Annotated in this window: 20 protein-coding genes and 3 pseudogenes; 6 read left to right on the plus strand and 17 right to left on the minus strand. The window is 70.0% G+C overall.

Annotated elements, in window-relative coordinates; translation table 11 throughout:
- Nucleotides 1-55: 55 nt before the first annotated feature.
- From ACRWND_RS17900 to ACRWND_RS17915, 4 genes and pseudogenes are all read right to left on the minus strand, one after another.
- Nucleotides 56-673 (minus strand): YceI family protein, encoded by a 618-nt coding sequence (locus ACRWND_RS17900; protein ID WP_431950465.1) that lies wholly within the window; start codon nt 671-673, stop codon nt 56-58.
- 26 nt (nt 674-699) lie between these two features.
- On the minus strand, nt 700-957 hold the full coding sequence (locus ACRWND_RS17905) for a hypothetical protein (protein WP_431950467.1): 258 nt from the start codon (nt 955-957) through the stop codon (nt 700-702).
- An 82-nt stretch (nt 958-1,039) separates the two neighbouring features.
- Nucleotides 1,040-1,525: pseudogene (locus tag ACRWND_RS17910) on the minus strand (HhH-GPD-type base excision DNA repair protein); the annotation flags it as partial.
- Between the two features lie 39 nt (nt 1,526-1,564).
- Nucleotides 1,565-1,822, minus strand: coding sequence for a GntR family transcriptional regulator (locus ACRWND_RS17915; RefSeq protein ID WP_431950469.1), 258 nt, complete (start codon nt 1,820-1,822; stop codon nt 1,565-1,567).
- 442 nt (nt 1,823-2,264) lie between these two features.
- Between ACRWND_RS17915 and ACRWND_RS17920 the strand changes: the two genes are divergently transcribed.
- Nucleotides 2,265-2,717: a hypothetical protein gene (locus tag ACRWND_RS17920; protein ID WP_431950471.1), complete on the plus strand. Its 453-nt coding sequence runs from the start codon at nt 2,265-2,267 to the stop codon at nt 2,715-2,717.
- A 312-nt stretch (nt 2,718-3,029) separates the two neighbouring features.
- Here the strand turns inward: ACRWND_RS17920 and ACRWND_RS17925 are convergent, their stop codons facing one another.
- Nucleotides 3,030-3,407 (minus strand): hypothetical protein, encoded by a 378-nt coding sequence (locus ACRWND_RS17925; protein WP_431950473.1) that lies wholly within the window; start codon nt 3,405-3,407, stop codon nt 3,030-3,032.
- A 149-nt stretch (nt 3,408-3,556) separates the two neighbouring features.
- On the opposite strand from ACRWND_RS17925, the gene ACRWND_RS17930 reads away from it, so the two are divergent.
- Entirely contained in the window at nt 3,557-4,117 is a 561-nt protein-coding gene (locus tag ACRWND_RS17930) for a hypothetical protein (RefSeq protein ID WP_431950475.1), read from the plus strand.
- A 498-nt stretch (nt 4,118-4,615) separates the two neighbouring features.
- On the opposite strand, the gene ACRWND_RS17935 is transcribed toward ACRWND_RS17930, so the two are convergent.
- The 9 genes and pseudogenes from ACRWND_RS17935 to ACRWND_RS17975 all read right to left on the minus strand — a co-directional run.
- The gene (locus ACRWND_RS17935) at nt 4,616-4,948 is read right to left on the minus strand and encodes a phage head closure protein (protein WP_431950477.1); all 333 of its coding nucleotides are present in this window, start codon (nt 4,946-4,948) and stop codon (nt 4,616-4,618) included.
- Nucleotides 4,945-5,517, minus strand: coding sequence for a hypothetical protein (locus ACRWND_RS17940; protein ID WP_431950479.1), 573 nt, complete (start codon nt 5,515-5,517; stop codon nt 4,945-4,947). The genes ACRWND_RS17935 and ACRWND_RS17940 overlap by 4 nt, the downstream gene beginning before the upstream one ends.
- Before the next feature lie 65 nt (nt 5,518-5,582).
- The gene (locus ACRWND_RS17945; protein ID WP_431950481.1) at nt 5,583-6,425 is read right to left on the minus strand and encodes a P22 coat protein - protein 5 domain protein; all 843 of its coding nucleotides are present in this window, start codon (nt 6,423-6,425) and stop codon (nt 5,583-5,585) included.
- A 33-nt stretch (nt 6,426-6,458) separates the two neighbouring features.
- On the minus strand, nt 6,459-6,893 hold the full coding sequence (locus tag ACRWND_RS17950) for a hypothetical protein (RefSeq protein ID WP_431950483.1): 435 nt from the start codon (nt 6,891-6,893) through the stop codon (nt 6,459-6,461).
- On the minus strand, nt 6,890-7,108 hold the full coding sequence (locus tag ACRWND_RS17955; protein WP_431950485.1) for a hypothetical protein: 219 nt from the start codon (nt 7,106-7,108) through the stop codon (nt 6,890-6,892). Before ACRWND_RS17955 ends, ACRWND_RS17950 begins: the two co-directional genes overlap by 4 nt.
- Nucleotides 7,109-7,237: 129 nt before the next feature.
- Nucleotides 7,238-7,813, minus strand: a complete 576-nt coding sequence (locus ACRWND_RS17960; RefSeq protein ID WP_431950487.1) for a hypothetical protein — start codon at nt 7,811-7,813, stop codon at nt 7,238-7,240.
- 529 nt (nt 7,814-8,342) lie between these two features.
- A complete protein-coding gene (locus tag ACRWND_RS17965; protein ID WP_431950489.1) occupies nt 8,343-8,858 on the minus strand; it encodes a hypothetical protein in 516 nt (171 codons plus the stop codon).
- A 78-nt stretch (nt 8,859-8,936) separates the two neighbouring features.
- Complete coding sequence (locus tag ACRWND_RS17970) at nt 8,937-10,457, minus strand: recombinase family protein (protein ID WP_431950491.1); 1,521 nt, start codon at nt 10,455-10,457, stop codon at nt 8,937-8,939.
- 92 nt (nt 10,458-10,549) lie between these two features.
- Nucleotides 10,550-10,678 (minus strand): annotated as a pseudogene (locus ACRWND_RS17975) (HhH-GPD-type base excision DNA repair protein); the annotation flags it as partial.
- A 140-nt stretch (nt 10,679-10,818) separates the two neighbouring features.
- On the opposite strand from ACRWND_RS17975, the gene ACRWND_RS17980 reads away from it, so the two are divergent.
- The 3 genes from ACRWND_RS17980 (at nt 10,819) to ACRWND_RS17990 (ending at nt 15,457) form a co-directional block, all read left to right on the plus strand.
- The gene (locus tag ACRWND_RS17980) at nt 10,819-11,244 is read left to right on the plus strand and encodes a DUF7144 family membrane protein (protein ID WP_431950493.1); all 426 of its coding nucleotides are present in this window, start codon (nt 10,819-10,821) and stop codon (nt 11,242-11,244) included.
- Between the two features lie 130 nt (nt 11,245-11,374).
- Nucleotides 11,375-13,597 (plus strand): family 2 encapsulin nanocompartment cargo protein terpene cyclase, encoded by a 2,223-nt coding sequence (locus ACRWND_RS17985; protein WP_431950495.1) that lies wholly within the window; start codon nt 11,375-11,377, stop codon nt 13,595-13,597.
- Between the two features lie 612 nt (nt 13,598-14,209).
- The gene (locus tag ACRWND_RS17990; protein ID WP_431950497.1) at nt 14,210-15,457 is read left to right on the plus strand and encodes a serine hydrolase domain-containing protein; all 1,248 of its coding nucleotides are present in this window, start codon (nt 14,210-14,212) and stop codon (nt 15,455-15,457) included.
- Nucleotides 15,458-15,511: 54 nt separating this feature from the next.
- Here the strand turns inward: ACRWND_RS17990 and ACRWND_RS17995 are convergent, their stop codons facing one another.
- Both ACRWND_RS17995 and ACRWND_RS18000 read right to left on the minus strand, forming a co-directional pair.
- Nucleotides 15,512-16,963, minus strand: a complete 1,452-nt coding sequence (locus tag ACRWND_RS17995) for an amidase (RefSeq protein ID WP_431950499.1) — start codon at nt 16,961-16,963, stop codon at nt 15,512-15,514.
- Between the two features lie 98 nt (nt 16,964-17,061).
- A complete protein-coding gene (locus tag ACRWND_RS18000; RefSeq protein ID WP_431950501.1) occupies nt 17,062-17,619 on the minus strand; it encodes a cysteine hydrolase family protein in 558 nt (185 codons plus the stop codon).
- Nucleotides 17,620-17,921: 302 nt separating this feature from the next.
- Between ACRWND_RS18000 and ACRWND_RS18005 the strand changes: the two genes are divergently transcribed.
- Entirely contained in the window at nt 17,922-19,217 is a 1,296-nt protein-coding gene (locus tag ACRWND_RS18005) for a ferritin-like domain-containing protein (RefSeq protein ID WP_431950503.1), read from the plus strand.
- Between the two features lie 398 nt (nt 19,218-19,615).
- Here ACRWND_RS18005 and ACRWND_RS18010 read toward each other — a convergent pair.
- Nucleotides 19,616-19,822: pseudogene (locus ACRWND_RS18010) on the minus strand (hypothetical protein); the annotation flags it as partial.
- Nucleotides 19,823-19,909: the final 87 nt, after the last annotated feature.

Genomic DNA, 19,909 nt, shown 5'->3' on the forward strand with positions numbered 1-19,909 from the left:
ATCCGCCCTCTGCCGCGCCGTCCATCGCGGCCGGGGACAGCCGACGTCAGCGGTTTCAGGCCGCCTTGATCGCGGAGATGTCGAAAGTCAGCTTGACCTTGTCGCTGATCAGGACACCGCCGCCCTCGAGAGCCGCGTTGTAGGTGAGGCCCCAGTCGCCGCGGTTGACGGTCGTGGAGCCCTCGAAACCGACGCGCAGGTTGCCGTAGGGGTCGGTGGCGGAGCCGTTGTAGGTGAAGTCGATGGAGACCTGCCGGGTGGTGCCCTTGATCGCGAGGTCACCGTGCATGCGGTAGGTCTCGTCGTCGACCTGCTCGGCGGAGGTGCTCCGGAAGCTGATCTCGGGGTAGGTGGCGGCGTCGAAGAAGTCACCGGTGCGCAGGTGCTCGTCGCGCTGGGCCTGGTTGGTGTCGATGCTGGCGACCTTGATGGTGACCTCGGCAGAGGAGTTGGCGGGCTTGCTGCCGTCCAGCCGCAGCACGCCCTCGTACTCCGCGAACTGGCCGCGCACGGTGGTGACCATCGCGTGGCGCACGGCGAAGCCGATCTCGCTGTGGGTCGGGTCGATGGTGTACTCGCCGGTCAGGTGCGTCAGGTCGGCGGACGGCGTGGCGGCGACGGCGGTGGTCGCGGCGGTCTCGGTGGTGTCGCTCTTGCGGCTGAACAGGCCCATGGTGAACTCCTCGGGGACGATTTGGTTTACGATTCAACCTCCTTCACTATAGCGGCATTCCCTTGAACCTTCAAGGAGTCTTGTGGCGCGGCCCACTTTCGAGGGACGGGGATGAAGCGCCGGAGGTCCCGACCGCGGGGCCGTCGGCAGCGGATCGCGGCGGCGCAGTGTGCGACGAGCGCGTCGATGCGGTGCGCCAGCTCCGGGCTGAACAGCGCGATGAGCAGGCCGAGGGCGGCCAGGAACACGCCCACGGCGAAGAGCAGCGGAGTCTCGGACATCACGCCGCAAATCTGACTATCCGACGTATGGGCGTCAGGGGAGCAGGGCCGCCCGGGCGGCGGAAGACCACCCGGGCGGCTTAGGTTAGGCTGAGGACCCCTTCGCGGCCTTCGCCTCCTTGGCGGCCCGCTTCTGCTCCTGCTTGAAGGCCCGCACCTTCTCCAGCGACTTCGGGCCGGTGATGTCGGCGACCGACCGGTGGGAGCCCTGCTCCCCGTAGGGGCCCGCCGCTTCGCGCCAGCCCTCGGGCGTCACGCCGAGCTGCTTGCCCAGCAGGGCCAGAAAGATCTGCGCCTTCTGCTTCCCGAAACCGGGCAGCTCGTTGAGCCTGGCCAGCAGCTCGCGGCCGTCGGCGGCATCGCGCCAGACCGCTTCGGCGTCGCCGTCGTAGTGCTCCACGAGGTACTGGCACAGCTGCTGCACCCGCTTGGCCATCGACCCCGGGTAGCGGTGGACGGCGGGCTTGCGCGAGAGCAGATCGGAGAAGGCCTCGGGGTCGTACGCGGCGATCTCGCCGGCGTCGAGGTCGTCCTGGCCCATGCGCTGCGCGATGGTCCAGGGCCCCGAGAAAGTGGACCCTACACCCTGGTATCTGTGTCTGACCAGCCGTTACAACGTCTCAGCCGGCGGCAGCGGATCGGCCACGAAGGTGCCGCGCGCCGGACGGGTGACCACCAGACCAGCGTCCCGCAAGATGCTCAGCGCGCGCCGAACCGTGCCCGGACCGACTCCGAAGTCATGCGTCATGGCTAGCTCACCCGGCAGGCGCGAACCGGGCGCGTACTGACCAGTGCGGATCTTGCGTTCAAGAATCGCCGCAAGTTGCTCGTACACGTAATCGGGGGAGTCGGGGTTGATCCTGTCCACGCGTCGACCGTAAGCCGCTACCCGCCACCACGCATTACCCAGCACCACCACCAACCACTACCCACCACTACCTACTACGCGCTACGCTCGTTTACCCGAGAAACAAAGCGCCCCGGCAGGACGCGGCTACGTCCGTACCGGGGCTTACCGAAGATGGAGCTTCGGCTATGTCGAACCTTATCGCTGCGCTGCTCGCGTGGCTCTTTCCTGCCCGTGGTCGACGTCGGGCCGTAGCGCCCGTGCCAGCCCAGCGCACAGCACCCAGCGCGCTGCCCAACCACCGTTCCCCGCGTCCGGCGGCGGTGATCGAGTCTGACGACCTGCCGCTAGTGCCGCTGTATCTCGTCCACCATGAACGCGCGGAGGAAGCGCGCCGGCAACGGGAACGGCGACGGGCGCTCGCGTTGGCAGCGCTGGGGCAGGACATGCCGGGGGCTGCGGCATGAGCACGGCGGTAAAGACTTGCGACCAGCACCGGCCCGGATACGAGCACGGCGGCACCGGACGCGGCTACCTCCGCTGTGCCCTACCCGCCGACCACGAAGGGCACCACCAAAACATCTTCCGCGACACGTGGTCCGGCTACCTGCCGATCATCGACGCCGAGCCAGCGCGCGACATGACGCGGCGTCTCCTGCCATGGGGCGGTAAGCCCGCGTACGTGTCAGCGGGAGGTGCGATTGCCCGCATCGCTGACCGCATAGAGGCTGTGCAGCTCAACACAGCGGCGGAGCTGCTGACTCACGCGCGCCTCATGCTCGCGGACGACGAGCCCTTAACGCCGGAACAGTCGCGCTTCGTCGTCATGCGCCTCAGCGAGGCACTGTCGGACACGCTCCGCGTCGCCCAGTCACGGGGCATGCGCCTTCCGGGGGGCGGGCACGATGCTGAGTGACGAATGGCAGTACGCACCGCTTGCGCGCCTGTACGCCGAAATGCTCGCTACGGACGCTGCCGCTGGCCCGCGCACGCTGCTCCGGATGCGCACGAGCACGGACAGCGGGGAGACGTGGTCGGAGCCCGTTGACGTGGCCAGCAACGAGAACTTGCCGCCGCTGTATTCGCATCGGTGGCCGCCGTGTGAGTGTCCGCGCTGTGGGTCCGCGAGTAGGTGGCGGTAGACAGGCTGAACGCGACAGAGCCCCGCACAGACCACCATGCAGGCAGGTCAGTGCGGGGCTCACTCGTGTGGTGGTCTAACGGGTCATTAGCTGTGGCCAGAGTTCTCCCAAGCCCACCACTCGCCAAACACCACTTCCCAATCCTTGCCGCTCTTTTCCACCGCTGTGTCCAAGTTGTCGGCTCCATAGTTAGTCTGGAACCAATCGAGTTTGCGTCGTTCGTAAGCCTGACGGTCCGCCTCCCGCTGCTTAGCGGCGCTTAGGTCACGTTGCCGCCTGACTTCGGCCGCATCGGCCGCAGCAGAGACGACGCTCCTGCTTTTCTGGACGAGCTTCGCAGCGCAGTCCGGGCCCACGTAGAGGGGGCCAACAATGACTGCCTGTTCGAGCACACGACCGCACTTGTCGCACGTGGCCACTTCACTCGTGATGCCCTTGATGTCCCTCACGCTGTACGTCGCCATGCTCCCGCCCCTTCACGCTGGTGCTCGCTGACAGTCTGCCGGGGGCGCTCTTCAGTTGTCAGTCGAAGGGCTCAGCGGTACTGGCGGTCTCCGACTAGCTAGGTCAATCCGCCCCCGTGCTGACCGTCCACTGAGGCACCATACCTGGCATGGACGCCGGAACAGCCGCCGTACTGGGGGCACTTGCAGGTTCGGTCGCGACGGTTGGCGCAGCGCTGGCAACAGGCTGGGCACAGAGGGAAGGGGCGCGCATCGCTGTTCGCGCTGAGCATCGCAGAGAAAGGCGAGAACCCCGCCTCGCGGCCTACAAGGAGTTCATATCCGTAGCCTCCGCGTTCCGTAGCGAATCCTCGCCGTACACCATCCCCGGACTAATTCCCGACGATCTTGAGGACGAAGCGGCTGATTCGATAAGCGAAGCGGCGGCGGAGCTAAAAAGGAGTGCGATGGACGTAGCGCTGGCTGGCCCGCGGCGAGTAAGCAAGGATGCCATAAGGATTGAGCGTCTCGGCAATCATCTGGCAATCAGCATTCGGCTATTCGTCCACTTTGCGCCACAAGCAAATGCGGCAATCGATGAAAAACTATTTCAGCGGATGCGGCGTAGAGGTGTAGTGTCACTAGCCAGGAAGGTGAACCGAGCGATAGACACCTTTCTGCTTCGGGCGCAAGCAGCGTTGGACGACGACGGCAGCCTGGGCAGGCGCTAGCACTGCTGGCCCACTGCGGGCATGTGCTCCGCCTCGCGCCATGGCCGATCACCTCCGCCGGCTGGTCACAGTGCGTGCGTGTGTCGCACGTCACAGACGGGTCTTTGAACCGGGCAAACCAGGCAGCGCCCTCCCCCGCGTTCTGTAGGTCCGGGGCCTAGGGGGTCCTACGGGTGGGGGTGGGGTACCCAGCGTGACGGTCCGAACGATCACGAGCGACCGAGCGACGCCCAGCAGACCAGCGCACGGTACGCACGCACGTCGGGCAGGTGGCCGGCACGCTGGGCACCCATGGCACGCAGCCTTCGAACGCACGTTCGTCTTCTCGCAGCTCGTCTGTCCGCTGGGCGCGCAGGTTGCACAGACTCCTCACGGTGAGTGGGTTGAGCCTGTGCAGCACCGCACAGCACCGCACCGCGCATGGGGGTCAGGGTGTCGCCGCTGTCAGCAGCCCCCCGGGGGGTGGTTTTCAAATCGCGGGTGCCCACCCCCTTAGCTTCATCCCGCTGCCTGCCTCACCACACAGTCCGCCCGCAGGTACGTGCCCGGCACGCTCGGCTCATAGGTCGCGGTCACGTCGAACACGCGCCCGTCCTGCCGCAACTCGTCCCCGCGCAGCACGTCAGCAGCCGCCGGCAGGAACACGACGTGGGATAGCTCGCTGCCGCTCTGCGCTGCCACCGTTCGTTCCGTGGCGGACGGCTGGGAGAACCGGGCGCGCACCGTAGCGACACGCGCCCACGCCTCCATCCAGCCCCCCATACCGTCCGCTGTGCGCGTGTACCTCCACACCTCCGCGGAGCCGTTCAGCAGCCGGCTAACACGACTCACCGCGACGTCACCCCAGCGACGGAAGCGCCGAAGCGGGCAGCGAGACGAGCGCGCAGGTACTTCGGCAGCTCCATGTCGGAGTACGACACGTCGTATCCATAGGTGACGGAGTAATCGCCTATGCGCTCCTGAATCACAGGCTTGGCCGCCGGGTCGCCGGACCGGTACGCGCTGAGCCCACGAGCGGCCATACGGCACACCAGGTCCACGATGTCAGCGGGCACAGCGGGCAGGCCGTGCGTATAGGTCACGCTGATCTCTGCGCCCCGTGCAAAGCCCGCGTCACGCACCACAGCGCCGGTACGCAGCGTCCAATCCGATACGGGCACGTCGTTCACTGCCAGCGCGACAACGGCCGTTGTAGGCAGACCAGGCAGCACAAGACGTGTCCCGCCGTTGCCCGGCAGCGTGACCGTGCTCGTGGTCTCGATGATCGGCGAGCCGGCAGCCTCGCGTACAACGGCCGAAGCGATCCCCAGCAGGGCTTCCGCTACCGGCTCTTCCGCTGAGTCGACCACAACGCCACGGGCGGCCAAATCGGCGGCAGTGGCAAGGTTGGGCAGCACCACGCGCCCGCTCCTTTCTGGAAAGCACGAAGGGGGCCGCCACCGTTACGGTAGCGACCCCCCAGCGATCACGCGCCGATTACGTCACGAGCAACGAGCGCAGTCGGACGGATGACCTTCGCGCCGTAGACGTGCAGCCCGCGGAGCCGGTCGGTGAAGCGGTCGGGGTGGCGCAGCGCCTCCACCTTGCTGATCTGGTCAGCGTAGGTAGTGGCCAGCGCGTGACCAGCGATGATGAGCTTTCCAGCGCCGGTACCCGGACCGTCCGGAGCCTGCGAACTCTCTAGCACGGCGAAGCCCGCAGCCTGCCCCACAACGCCACTGGAGCGCGTCACGTCGGCACCGCTGGAGCCCTGCACAAAGCGCGTGTCCTTGAGGAGCATGCTGTGCAGCTTGGGTGTGACCACGACCCAACGGCCATCAACCGGGACATCGGCTTCGCTCAGCGCGGTTCGCATGTCAACCAGCAGGTCGAACGCGTCGGCGGGGTCGGTGAGAGTCACCTCAGTACCGGGGGTCACCGCGGCGGCCATCTGAGCGGCAATGTACGCGTCCGCGCTCTTCGCCAGCAGGTGAGCCGCACGGTTCGACACCTTGCCGATGAAGTCAGCGTCGTCGCGAGCCTGAGCGGAGTCGACGTCGTCGATGTCGAGCGACCACGCCTTCCGCTGGTCGACAGGCATAGTCTGCTGCGTCGAAGCAGCGTTCCCGCCGGTCATGTTCGTGTACGGGACGTAGTCCTCAATGGTGGGATCGGCCACCGTGTTGATGACGACGCTGCCGCCGTACTCGGAGACGGTCCCCTCATATTCACGATTAATCACGCCCAGCGAGCCATACGCTAGCGTGGTGTCAAGCGCGGTGAGAGTGGCCGCAGCGTAAACGGCCGGAATGAAGTTGGTCAGTGCCATGGTTAGGCACTCCTTTCGTCAGAGAGACAGCGGCTAGTTCCAAGCCCGGCCGCTGAGCAAATCCCGCAACTGGCCGGCCTTACGCGCGGCCTCAATCGCTGCGGGAGACATCCCACGAAGGTCGTCATTCCCAAGCTGTCGGCGCATGCCGGTAAGGTTGTGGGAGTCGCCTTCGTGGACAGGCCCCGCGAATTGCGGTGCCTTCGGCTGTGACGTGTCAACGGGCGTCGCGCTCGCATCGTTGTCAGCGCCAGGAACCGAGTCGCTCGTGTTCTCTGACGTGGAATCCTCCGCGGGGGCGGCATCGCGCGCGCCTTCGCTGTTGGGCTCCATAGCCTTCAATTTGGCCTTGAGTTCCTTGACTTCGGAACGAAGGGCGGCCAGTGCCCTTTTGCCGGCGTCGCCCAGTGCCGCATCCGGCGTGGACTCCGGCGCGTCCGCCATAGCCTCAGAAGCCTGGTTGCTCACGCGCTCACCTCCGGGCGACGCGTGCGCATCTCGCCTACGTGGCGCGAAGCTTCAATGCACATGCGCCCGTAGTCGGCAGCAGCGTGTACAAGTTCGGCGAGCGCAGACACAGCCGCGGGTTCGTACTCGTTGTCTGCGAGCATCACCGTGGCGGCTGCGAACGTGGCTTCGTTTACGCGGAAGCGCAACGTCGTGTTTGTGATCCTGTCATCCATGCTGTTCACCTGTCGTTGTTGTGTGCGCTATGCGGAGGAGCCGGCGGGCAGTTGGCACAGGACTGCCACGCCGGCTCAACCCCTGGGAGGAGAGCAGCGGAAATGCCGCTCCCCTGCGGTTTGTGTGTGCTACACGGCGTCAGCAGTTGCGCGCATCATGCGTCGTGCGCGCTCTTTGCTCGCTGTGTTGCGCGTCGCGCGCTCGATACGCGCACGCGTCCATCCCGCGCATTCCATCTGCGCGACCAGTTGCGCATCGCGCTCCGCTGGCGTCAGTTGGTCGTCACGCTCGACTGCGCGCACGTTCGCTCGCTGGAAATCGCGTTCAGCGCGCAATGCGCGAGGAACCTTCGGTGCCGCAGTGGCGTACAGCTTGCGGTAAGCGCGTCGATCCGCCGCCATCGCGCGTTTTTCTGCCTTTGAAAGGCGCGCCGTTGCGCGGAAGTACCGCCACATAAACTCGTAGACGTCCGCACCGCGACGCTTCATCCCGTCGAACGCACGGTGGTCGCGCGAACAGAGCGGGCCGTAATGCTTCGGATCGTTGGAGTACACGAGTCCAGCGCTGTCAGTGAGCGCGTCCTGGTCGCTGTAGGCGTGCGCCCACTCATCGGCCTTACCGCCACACCACAAACAACAATAGAGGTGTGCAGGACCGTACTCAGCGCGGACGCGGGCATGAGCGGCTTTGTACTCGGCAGTCACGGGGGAAGTCCTTTGGTTGGCGACCAATACAAAAACCCCCGTCGGGGAGTGGTCTACGCCCGGTCGCCACCGGCATAGAGCACTCAACCCGACGGGGGTTAGTGGCGCGTTCAACGTGCGGCCCACGGGCAGCACCTAACGACGCGCGGCGTTAGAACAGGAAGCGGACCGGGGCGCTAGGCCACGTGGCGACTCCGCGGTGACAGAAACTGTCCTACATATAGTGGGAGAGTGGAAAGCCCGGCAGCGGGGAGCGTGTGCAGGAATGCAGATGTGAACTGCGTTTTACTTCGCTCTATAGAGCGCCTATAGGAATGTTGTTGTGTAGTAAAAATTACACTCACTACATAAGGGCAGGTCAGAGGCCGCGCCCCTTTCGCTGCTGGTGTAGGAGTGCCCGCGCTGGTCTGCCGCTGACTGCTGGCAGGCTTCACGCTTGTCACAGCTTGTGATGGCCGAACACTTTCCGTGACGGGTGTTGGGTATGGAAAAGGCCGCCCAGCGTGAACCGGGCGGCCCTCCCGCTGTCTCAGCGACTCAGCGCGGCCACGTCACCCACCAGCGCAGCCATGAGCGCATCCACGCGCCGAAGCTGCTCCCGAATGTGCAAGGTGTCGTCTGTGCGCAGTCGTGCCCGCAGCCCTTCCCAGCGCAGCGACAGCGCCCCGTACTCCTCTGCCCACCCGTGCGCGTCGTCCGCTAGCGCCCCTTCAACGACGTGCCGCGCGAAGGTGGTGAAGTCCCCTGCCGCGTACGCGGGCAGTGCCTCAGACAGCGCTGTGCGAGCTCGTGCGCGTCGCAGCTCGTCCCCGCCGGCGTACAGCGAGATGAGCGGTTCCATCGCGTCCAACACGGCCACGATCGCGCTGGCGTCCCCGCGCTGTGCATCCGAAATGTGCGCCGAAATGTTCGTCCAACGGTCGCCGAACGCGTTCGCATGCGCGCATTCGTGTCCAGCGCCCAACGCGCACGGGATGGACATGCGCCCGACAGGTGCGCGCAGTTCGTAGCCGGGTCGACGCGCTCCGCAAATGCTCTGTGACATGCTTGATCTGCCTCTTTGCTGAGGACAGCGGCCCCGGTTGATCCGCCAAGATGCTGCCGGGGCCGCTGCTGTGTGTGCTTAGTTGTCGTCGTCCTGCGCGGCCCACGTGATGTGCACGCGCTGCCGCCCGTCGAAGTACACGCCGCGCCGCCCCTGCTTCACTGTGATCCGGTCGACCGCCAGCAACAGCAGGTCACGCTTCAACGCCCAATCCGCGCTGTCCCACACGCGCTCCGCGTCACCGCTCACAAACAGCGAGATGTCAACCGCGCGAGTACCCAGCGCCGCTACGCGCTCTTCCGCGGCGTCTAGGCGCGCTTCGGCTTCCTGCTTCGCTGGCAGGCGAAAGCGCTGTGAGCGGCCCGCGTAGAAACCTGCCCGGTCGTCCTCATGGAACTTCTCTAGCGCCGCCTCAGCCGCCTTCAACGCTGCCATGGCGTCCCGCAGCTCCGCTGTCTCACCAGGGCGCGTAAGAGCCGCGTACCGCTCCGCGATGACCGGCAGCAGCGGGTCTTCCGGGTCGGATGCGTTCAGCCTCGCAGCCCACGCTTCCGCTACGTACCGCTCAATCGAACTGCGCTTCACCGACACGGGGGCAGGGCATGGCGCGCCCGCTTCATGCAGGTTGCAGCGGTAGGAGTTGCTGTTTGCGGTCAGCGCGGACCCGCAGCCGTCGCACCGCAGAACACCGCCCGTGAGCCAATGAGCGGCACGACCAGGGCGCGGCGTGCTGTCGACCATCTGATGCCCGCTGAGCACACGGCGCGCACGCTCGGCAAGGTCTGGCGGGATCAGCTCCACATCAGCGCAGCGGACGCGCTTCCCGTCCACCGTGTACGGCACCGGGTCTTTCTTTGGTCCGCTCGTGGTCAGCCAGCCTTCATAGACAGGGTGGACGACAACAGCGCGGATCGAGTCGCAGCGCCACGGTGCACCCACGGGACCGGGGATGCCCTCAGCGTTGAGCGCGCGGGCAAGGGCACGGCCGGACTGACCATCCGCTATCGCGCTGAAGATCCGGCACACCGTGTCCCATGGGGTCACCTCAGCGCGGGTACCCACCAGGCAGACGCGCGGTTCATTGTCGGGGCTCAGCCGTCGCGTCCCCTTATCGGCGCGCAGCCCGTACGGAGCCTTGCCCAGCCACCGACCTTCGTTGCGCTGTCGCTCTTTGGTCGTCCGCACGTTGTGCGCTAGCCGGTCGCTGAATTCCTTCGCGTCCTCGGCGCGCATGACGATGTAGCGGCGGTCGCGCGGACGGCTGGAGTCGAGTTCTTCGTAGTCGAAAACGATACGTCGACCGGCGTCAAGAATGGGCATCACTGCGCCCGCGCCGCGCCTGCTGAGTCGGTCCATCGCGTACACCCACAGCGCGGGTACCTCGCCGTCTTGCAGCGCCGACATAGCGGCGTCATAGACGGGGCGCACGGTGTCCGTGTACGCGCTGAGGTTCTCTCTCCACACCTTGCGCACCGTGTAGCCGTTGGTGGCTGCCCAGCGCCGGCCGCGCTCTTCCTGGGCTCGGATGCTCAGCGCGTGTTCGCCCTCGCGGACAACCTTGGACTTGCGCAACAGCAGGTCTACTTCTTGTGTGCTCACGTCTATCCGAGAGCGTGTCGAAGGCTCAGCCATGAGGCCACAACCCCTCTGACCAGGGGAAACGGCCCCAGTTCCGGCAGATCCTAGGGTGTTGGACCCGCGAAGGCCCATTCCATCGGGATCTGCTGGTCGAGCAGCATGCCGACCAGGGCCGCCAGCGGGCTGCGCGTCAGCAGGGCGTCGGCCTCGGGCTGCTGGGCCAGGTGGAGTGTCGTTGCCATGCCCCGATCATCGCGCCTGTCGGGCGCCGCCGCGCGGCTCACCCGGACGGCGCAGCGCGGATGGCCGTACCCGCCGGCCGGGCGGACCGTGTGGAGTGTCCGGGCAGCGCGCCCGGGCGGCGAGGGACAGGAGCCATCTCATGACCCAGCAGACGCAGTGGCGCATGGAGCGCCCGCACTCGGGGCTGGCCGCGGGCGGTACCACCTTCGCCGGGGTGCTGCTCCTGGTCTCCGGCGTCGTGATGATCTTCGAGGGCATCTCGGCCATCGCCCAGGACGACATCTGGGTCGGGCTCGGCGACTACGTCTTCAAGTTCAACCTGACGGCGTGGGGGTGGATCCACCTCGTGCTCGGCGTGCTGGTCATCGTGGTCGGCGCCGCGCTGCTGCAGAACGCCCCCGACTGGGCCCGGGTGGTCGGTGTCGCCCTCGCGGCGTTCAACATCATCGTGAACTTCGTGTGGCTGCCGTACATCCCGGTGTGGGCGGTCATCGTCATCGCCATCGACGTCTTCGTCATCTGGGCCCTGTGCCGCAGCTGGGGGGAGCACCCGGGGCGCGAGTGAGGCCCGGGGACGACGGGGACCGGCCCGGGACAGGGGCCGGTCCCGGCGGTTCCCGGGAGCGTTTTCACCCGTTCGTATGGGTTGCCCGCCATGCCGGATAGCGCCCCCGGGCCCGGGTAGCGCTGAATGAGTGACGCAGCCATTTGAACTGCCCGACTTCTACCTGCCGTACCCGGCGCGACTGAACCCCCACGTGGAGCAGGCCCGGGAACACTCGCGCAGCTGGGCACGGGACATGGGGATGCTCGAAGGCTCGGGCATCTGGGACACCGACGACCTCGACTCGCACGACTACGCGCTGCTGTGCGCGTACACGCACCCGGACTGCTCCGAGCCGGCACTCTCCCTGGTGACGGACTGGTACGTGTGGGTCTTCTTCTTCGACGACCACTTCCTGGAGGCGTTCAAGCGCACGCAGGACCGCGAGGGCGGCAAGGCCTACTTGGACCGGCTCCCGGCCTTCATGCCGATGGACCTGGCGCAGGGCATGCCCGAGCCGCGGAACCCGGTGGAGGCCGGCCTCGCCGACCTGTGGACGCGCACGGTCCCGGCGATGTCCATGGACTGGCGCAGGCGCTTCGCCGAGAGCACCGAGCACCTGCTGGGCGAGTCCCTGTGGGAGCTGTCCAACATCAACGCGGGCCGGGTGCCCAACCCGGTGGAGTACATCGAGATGCGCCGCAAGGTGGGCGGCGCCCCCTGGTCGGCGGGGCTCGTGGAGTACGCCGCCGGGGCCGAGGTGCCGGCCGCCGTCGCCGGGGCGCGGCCGCTGCTGGTGCTGCGGGACGCCTTCTCCGACGGGGTGCACCTGCGCAACGACCTCTTCTCGTACCAGCGCGAGACCGAGGAGGAGGGAGAACTCAGCAACGGTGTGCTGGTTCTGGAGACCTTCCTCGGCTGCACGACGCAGGAGGCGGCCGAGTCGGTCAACGACCTGCTGACCTCCCGGCTGCAGCAGTTCGAGAACACCGCGCTCACCGAGCTGCCGCCGCTCTTCGCCGAGCACGCGCTCGACCCGGGGGAGCGCGCGCGGGTGCTGGCGTACGTCAAGGGCCTGCAGGACTGGCAGTCCGGCGGCCACGAGTGGCACATGCGCTCCAGCCGCTACATGAACGGCGGGGGGACGGGCGGCGCTTCCGGCAACGGGTGGTCGCCGTTCGCGCTGCCCGGCGGGCTCGGCGTGTCCGCGGGCACCGTGCGGACCACCGGCCGCGCCGAGGCCGCCCGCTTCCGCTCCTTCACCCATGTGCCGCGGCGCACCGGGCCCACGCCGCTGCCCGACTTCCTCATGCCCTTCCCGGCCGCGCTCAGCCCGCACCTGGACGCCGCCCGGCGCCATGTCGTCGAGTGGGCGCACCGGATGGGCATGCTGCTGCCCCAGCCCGGGGTCCCGCACTCGCACGTGTGGGACGAGCACAAGCTGGTCGCCTTCGACTTCCCGCTGTGCGCCGCCGGCATCCACCCGGACGCGACCCCCGAGGGGCTCGACCTCACCTCGGGCTGGCTCACCTGGGGCACCTACGCCGACGACTACTTCCCCGCGGTGTACGGACGCACCCGCGACCTGGCCGGCGCCCACGCGGCCAACGAGCGGCTGTCGGCCTTCATGCCGGTCGACGGTTCCGCCGCCCCGGCCCCGGCCACCGCCCTCGAACGGAGCCTTGCCGACCTGTGGGCGCGGACGGCCGGGCCGATGGAGGAGCAGGCGCGCCGCCGCTTCCGCACCGCCGTGGAGAACATGACGGCCAGCTGGCTGTGGGAGCTCGCCAACCAGGCGCAGAACCGCGTCCCCGACCCGGTCGACTACCTGGAGATGCGCCGCCACACCTTCGGCTCGGACCTCACGATGAGCCTGTGCCGGCTGGGCCACGGCCGGCAGGTGCCCGAGGAGGTCTACCGCAGCGGGCCGATGCGGTCGCTGGAGAACTCCGCCGCCGACTACGCCTGCCTGCTGAACGACGTCTTCTCGTACCAGAAGGAGGTCGAGTACGAGGGCGAGATCCACAACGCCCTGCTGGTCGTGCAGAACTTCTTCGACTGCGACGAGCGGACCTCGCTCGCCGTCGTCCACGACCTGATGACCGGGCGGATGCGGCAGTTCCAGCATGTGGCCGAGAACGAACTCCCCGTGCTGTACGAGGACTTCTCCCTCGGCGTGGAGGCGCGGGCGGTGCTGGACGGCTATGTGCGCGAGTTGCAGAACTGGCTCGCGGGCATCCTGGTCTGGCACCGCGGCTGCCACCGCTACGACGAGGCGGAACTGCGCCGCCCGGTGGGGGGACTCCGGCTGCCCACGGGCCCGACCGGGCTCGGCACGTCGGCGGCACGGCTGGCGGTTCTGGCCGCGCGCTGACGCGGCGCGGACGGGGGTCCGGCGCGGGGGCGGGGCGCCGGGTTCCGTGCCGCCCCCCGCGGTCGCGTTGCGGGGCCGTCCCGCCCGCCCGGGCGCCCGGGGTTCACCTCCGGCCACAGGCCGCGGAATCGCCGGGCACGGCGCGAGCGCGGTCGCCGTCGACGGCGCGCGGCCGGTGGGCGCCGCGGGCCGGGTCGTGCGGTTCCGCGACCCGGCCCGCGGCGTCGCGTCATCCCCCGTCCTCGCCGCGCGGGCGTACGGAGCGGGGCCGTGGACGCTCGCCCGAGACCTCTGTACGGCGGCCGTCGGGTGCGCGTGCGCCGCCTGGGTTCTCCTCCACCCGGCCGGCGAGCCGACCCACCGTCAGAACCCCTTGCGGCAGCCCCCGTCACCTGTCGCGGGCTGTCGTCACCCGCCCGGCCGCGCGGCGCGCGCGTCCGCTCGCCGGGTCGGGGCGGTCGGCTTATGTTCGCGCAAGGCGTGCTCTCGCCCAGCACCGTCCCCACGGCCGAAAGGCACCGAGAAATGATGCACCCGTGCGCCCGCCCGCCCAGGCTCCGCAGCGCTGTGCGGAGGGCCGTCGCGGCGGCCTACGCCGCCACCGTGCTCCCCATGGCTCTGGCGTGCGGCGGGCCCGCGGACACCACCCGGTCCGCCGAGGGCACGAGGACGGCGGCGTCCGCGCCGGCCTCGCCGCGCGCGCAGGCCTCTCCCGTGCAGGCCTCGCCCGTGCAGGCCTCGCCCAGTGGTTCTCCGGGCGCCGACGGCGACTTCCCGGCGCTCTCCGGCGAGATCGTCAGGAGGCTCGACAACGCTCTGGACGACACCCTGCGCAGGACCGGGGTGCCCGGCGTCAGTGTCGGGCTGTGGGCCGAGGGCAAGGGCTCCTACGTACGCGCCCTCGGCGTGGCCGACCGGAAGTCGAAGGCGCGCATGGAGCCCGGCCTCTACATGAGGGTCGGGAGCGAGACCAAGACCTTCACCGTGACGGCGCTGCTCACCCTCGTCGACCAGAAGAAGGCCGGGCTCGACGACCCCGTCTCCCGGTATGTGGACGGCGTGCCCGGCGGCGACGGCATCACCTTGCGGCAGCTCGCCGAGATGCGCAGCGGGCTCTACAACTACACCGACGACCCGAACTTCCAGAAGGCCCTCAAGGCCGACCCCGAGCGGGAGTTCGTCCCCGCGGAACTGCTCGCCTACGCCTTCCAGCACCCCTCGCCGTCCGCCCCGGGCTCCCGCTTCCAGTACTCCAACACCAACACGGTGCTGCTGGGCCTGGTGGTCGAGAAGGCGAGCGGCCGGCCGTTCGGCGAGTACCTGCAGCGCGACGTGCTCGACCGGGCAGGGCTGAAGCACACCGTCCTCCCCGCGGGACGTGCCTTCCCCAGCCCCCACGCCCGCGGCTACACGCGGCAGACCGAGGACGGCAAGGAGGCCGACGCCACCGACTGGAACCCTTCCTGGGCCTGGGCCGCCGGCGCCATGGTCTCCGACCAGCAGGACCTGCGCGCGTGGGCCCGCATCGTGGCCGAGGGCACACTGCTCGACAAGGCGACCCAGGCGCAGCGCACGACCTTCCGCCCCACCGCGTACGCGGGCATCGGCTACGGCCTGGGCCTCTTCGACAACCACGGCTGGATCGGCCACAACGGCTCGCTGCCCGGCTACCAGAGCACCGCCGTGTATCTGCCCGACGCCAAGGCGACCATGGTCGTGCTGCTCAACAGCGACACCGCCGTGGGCGGCAGCGAGCCCAGCAGCCTGTTCGCCGAGGCGATCACCAAGATCGTCACTCCGGACCACGTCTACGCGTTCCCGCCCGCCAGCGGCACGGGCACCAGCCCGAGCAGCAGCTGAGCGCCGTCCGCGCCGTCCGCGCCGTGCGCTCCGTCAGCGCCCCCGCCGCGGCGGTCAGCCCACCAGGAACGGCGGCCGGCGGTCCCGCCACGGGACGGCCTGTTCCAGCTGCGCGGCCACGCCCAGCAGCAGGTCCTCGCGGCCCTGTGCGGCGACCAGTTGCACACCGATCGGCAGCCCCTCGCGGCTCTGGCCGAGCGGCAGGCTGACCGCGGGGTGCCCCGAGACGTTGAAGGCCGCCGTGAACGGCCCGTACGCGAACAGCTCGCCCAGCCAGGAGCGCACCGTGTGCCGGGGGTCGTCGTAGCCGAGGGTGCCGTGCGGGGCGGGGAGCGCCCCGAGCGTCGGCGTGACGAGCAGGTCGTAGGCGGTGAGGAAGCGGCCCACCTCGCGGGTCACGCGGTGCTGCGCCTCGGTCGCCGCCATCAGCTCCAGTGCGGTGCACGCCTGGGTCTCGGCGAGCACCGCCCGCGACACCGCCTCCAGCAGCGAGCGGTCCATACGCGGCGCCGCCCGCAGCAGCGCACCACCCGCGGCGAACGCGGCCAGCGCGGCCGCCTCCACGAGGTCGTCGGCGTCCAGGCGCGGTGTGTCCTCGGTGACACGGTGCCCGATCCACTCCAGCACCTTGCCCGCGTCGACGGTGACGCCTGCGACCTGTCGGTCCACGGGCGTTCCCGACCACGCCGCGGTGGTCAGGGCGACGCGCAGCCGGCCGGGGTCGGAGCGCGCGGCGTGCGCGAACGGCACCGGGGGCGCCGGGAGGACGTGCTTCTCGCCGTAGGAGGTCCCGCTCACGGCGTCCAGCAGCGCCGCGGCGTCCCGGACCGTCCTGGTCACGGCGAACTCCACCTGGAGTCCGAACGCCGCCTCGCCCGCGGGCGGCCCGCACGGGGTGCGCCCCCGGCTCGGCTTGAGCCCCACCAGCCCGCAGCAGGACGCCGGGACGCGGATCGAACCGCCCGCGTCGTTGGCGTGCGCCACCGGCACCGCCCCCGCGGCGACCAGCGCTGCGGAGCCGCCGCTCGACCCGCCCACCCCGCGCGCCGTGTCCCAGGGGTTGCGCGTCGGGCCGTACCGCACCGGCTCGGTGGCGAAGCTCAGGCCGAACTCCGGCGCCGTGCTCTGGGCGAGCGCCACCAGCCCGGCGCCCCGGAACCGGGCCATCAGATCGTGGTCGGCCTCCGCGACCGCTGCGCGAAGGGCCCGGCTGCCGAGGGTGAAGGGCACACCCCGCGCGAACGGCCCGCCGTCCTTGATCACGAACGGCACGCCTGCGAAGGGTCCGTCCGGCCGGTGCGCGGGCGCGGGGTCGAACAACGGCAGCGTCAGCGCGTTGAGCTCGGCGTCCGCCACCTCCAGGGCCCTGCGGGCGACGGTCTCCACCTCGCCCGCGGTCACCTCCCCGGCGCGGATCAGCGCCCGCAGTCCCGTCGCGTCCCGCTCCGCGTACTCGTGGAGCTCCAGCGTTCCACCCTCCCGCGCCCGTTCGCGTGCCCCGTGCACTCGTTCCGCGGCCAGCGTGGCACGCGCCGCCCGGCCGCCACCACGGGGTTTTCGCCGGTGGGGCGGCGGCCGCCCGCTCCGCACGCGGCGTACCGTGCTCAGCCGCGGCGCAGTGCGATCCCGGTCGAGGGCGCGACGAGGGTGCCCATGTTGCGCTCCATCATCCGCAGCGCGGCGTCGGCGAGGTCCTGGTGGATGTGCGCGACCGCGTCCGGCGCGACGACGGTGGGCAGGTGGCGGATGTGCGCGTCCAGCGCCGAGTAGAGCACGCACTGCTCGGTGACCTGCCCGCACAGCACCAGGCGGTCCACGCCCAGTTGCCCCAGCAGGTATTCGAGCGGGGTCTGGAAGAAGATCGAGTGCCGGGCCTTCACGACGAACAGCGAGTCCGCGTCGGGGCGCACCGGGTCCACCAGGTCGGCGTGCGGGCCGTCGAGGGCGATGCCGAGGATCTCGTCGTGATGCGAACGCCAGCGGCCGAAGTTGTCGTTGACGTAGATGACGTCCACGCCCTCCGCCCGGGCCCGGGAGATCAGCCGCCGCACCCCGGGCAGCGCCTGGCGCACCGAGGGGAGCAGCAGCTCGGCGTCCTCGTGGTCATAGGTGTTGATCATGTCGATGACGACGAGCGCGGTGGTGCCGCCGGTGTCGCGCATACCTGGACGTCCTCGGGTGGGTGGTGGGGGGCCGCCGGGCAGCGTATGCCCGCGAAGGGCGCGCCCGGCGGAGCCCGCGCCGCAGACGGCGCGGGCGTCCGGCGGTCGGTGGCGCCGGGCCGTGGCCGGTGGTGGTGACGGGCGGCGGGCCGTGTCGGGCCTCGTTGCGCCGCACGGGCGGCATGGCTCGGCGCGGCGGCGTCGCGACCCCGGGGCGCCGGACCGGGCTGGTAGCTTCGCCAGCCTCGCGGGTCTGCCCGGTGCCGTGTCCCGCGCCAATCTTCTCGGGGACGGAGACCTGGGTGACGGAACAGGTGGACGACCAGGACAGCGGGCGCGGGAGCGCCGTGACCCCGCCGGCGGCCCTCGACCGCCGGGGCTTCGTCAGGTCGGCGGCGCTGGCCGCCGTGACCCCCGCAGTCCTCGGCACCACCGCCCACGCGGCCCCGCTCGCCCCGTCGTCACCGGCGGCGGTCCCGGCCACCGTGGCCGCAGCGGCCACCGCCGCGCCGGCGGCCGCCCCCGGCGCCGCGGCAGCGGCAGCCCGAGGCATGGTCGCCCGGCTGCTGGCCGTTCCCCCGCCCTCCCGGGGCACGCCGTGGCTGCGGCAGGCGCTGCAGGTGGCCGTGGAGCTGGAACTCGCCACCATCCCGCCCTACCTGTGCGCCTGGTGGTCGGTACGGGACCGGTCCGCCACCGTCGCGCGCCTGTTGCGCGGCATCGTCACCGACGAGATGTTCCACATGGGGCTGGCCTGCAACATGCTGGTCGCCGTGGGCGGCCGGCCGCGGATCGCCTCCGTCACCCCGGACTACCCCTGCCACCTGCCCGGCGGCGTGCGCAGCGAGCTGACGGTGTCCCTGTCGGGGCTGACCCGCCCGTACGTACGGGACGTCCTCATGGCGATCGAGACCCCCGAGTCCCCGCGCCCCGAGCCGTCCACGGGGCCGCCGACCATCGGGGACTTCTACAACGGCGTCGTCGCCGCCTTCCTCGAGCACCGCCCCGAGCTCAGCGTCCGCGGTCAGCTGGGTCAGCGCATCGGGCCCGACGAGCTGCGGCCGATGCGGACCCTGGACGACGTCGTCGCCGCGATCGAGATCATCAAGGAGCAGGGCGAGGGCAGCGCGAGTTCCCCCGCGGCGCCGGTCGGCGAGGCCACCGGGGCCAACCGCGACCTGGCCCACTACTACGCCTTCGCCGAGATCTACCACGGCCGCACCCTGCGGGAGACCGACGGCCAGTGGGAGTTCAGCGGCCCGCCCATCCCGTTCCCGGAGGTCCACCCCATGGGCGTCGTCCCCCGGGGAGGCTGGCCCCACCCGCCCCGCGAGGCCGCGGCTCTGCTGCGCCGCTTCGACACGGCCTACGGCGGACTGCTGCGCGACCTGGAGGCCGCCTGGTCGTCCGGGGACCACGGTGCGCTCAACCGCGCGGTCAGGACGATGGGGCACCTGGAGGAGCCCGCGCTCGCCCTCATGGAGATCCCGCTCGGCGACGGGCGCCACACCTACGGCCCCCAGTTCCGTCCGCTCGCCCCGGCGGGGGCCCAGCCGCCCGCCGTCCCGATCACCGGTCCTCCCGGACGCCGTCCGTAGAAGGCGCCCGCCCCCCGGCCGCCCCAGCCCGGTGCGGTCGGGCGACAAGCCCTCGGGCCGGAGCCCGTCGGGGACCGCCGCCGCTACGCGTCCGCGCCCCGGAACTCGTGGACGACCTCGATCCGTCCCACGATGTGCCGGTTGAACTCCGGCAGTTCCTCCGCCGGCACCCACAGTTCGAGGATCGTCCGGCCGCCCGCCTGGCGCACCGGGTAGCGGGCCGCGAAGGCGGCCCTTGGAGGCCGCGCGGATAGGCGGGCCGGCGTCGCGGGTCGATGGCTCTCGCCTGGCGGCGTTGTCGTCGGTCGCCGCAGCTCCGCTGCGTCTCCCTTCTCCGCCTTGCCAAACTCGGCCCTCGACTCGATCCTTTCTCCACCCCGCCTATCCGCGCGACCTCTTACCTGGAAGCGGGTCACATATCCGACGCCGGAGGCGGGGACGTTCCAGTCACGGGCGATGCGGATGGCGTAGTCCTCGTCGAGCACCGGGTAGAAGATCGGCTGTTCGGGCAGGCGCGGCGGCCACTCCCGCCAGTCCGCCGCCTCGACCAGGGCCAGTTCCTCCGGCCCGGTGGGGCGCCAGAGCGTCGTCGTCTCCGTTGGCATCCGCCCGTCCTCCCTTTCCTCGTGCTCGGCGTTCCCGCGGCCTTCCCCCCGTACGTCCGTCGTTCCGCGGCCGCCCGGCCGCTCACC

Source organism: Actinacidiphila sp. bgisy167, assembly GCF_965342175.1.
GTDB lineage: Bacteria > Actinomycetota > Actinomycetes > Streptomycetales > Streptomycetaceae > Actinacidiphila.